At 62.3% G+C, this 470-nt stretch carries 1 protein-coding gene and 1 pseudogene; both read right to left on the bottom strand.

The genetic code is table 11. The annotated features are described in order from the left end of the window. Positions 1–107 (bottom strand): annotated as a pseudogene (locus tag DOU50_RS00095) (autoinducer 2 ABC transporter substrate-binding protein); the annotation flags it as partial. A gap of 1 nt (position 108) precedes the next feature. Then, positions 109–470 (bottom strand): ABC transporter permease subunit (locus tag DOU50_RS00090; protein WP_416202931.1); only part of this gene is annotated, 362 nt, incomplete at its 5' end.

The following is a 470-nucleotide window of genomic DNA, read 5'->3' as shown; positions in this document are numbered from 1 at the left end:
GTGAAGAAGCCCACGCCCACCAGCTTCGGGATAAAGGCAATGCGGTCCGCCGCCTGCGCCGAGGCGAAGCTGAGGGCCATTGCCAGGACGAACAGTTTTGTTTTCATCTTACGCTCCGGATAGTTTTCTAAAGAGAGAACGCACCCACTCGCGGTGCAGACTCAGCGAACGTCCCATCACCACCACAACCAGCAGCGCCCCTGACAGCGCGCTCGACACCTGGTTGGGGATGCCGACCATCTGTAAACCCTGCTGCAGATACCCCACCAACAGCGCCGCCAGCGCTGTACCGACAACCGAACCTGAACCACCGTAGATATTGGCCCCGCCGAGCACGGCAGCGGTGAGCGCGGGCATCAGCAAATCGCGCCCCAGATCCGAACGCGCGGAGCCGAAATAGGAGACCATTACCAGCGCGGCAATCGCGGAGGCTACGCCCACCAGGCCGTACAGCGCGTAGGGCATGCCGT

The organism is Enterobacter sp. C6 (genome assembly GCF_008122455.1).
Taxonomy (GTDB): Bacteria; Pseudomonadota; Gammaproteobacteria; order Enterobacterales; family Enterobacteriaceae; genus Enterobacter; species Enterobacter pseudoroggenkampii.
Note: the sequence above shows the minus strand (reverse complement) of the source record. Positions and strands in the feature narration are given on the sequence as shown.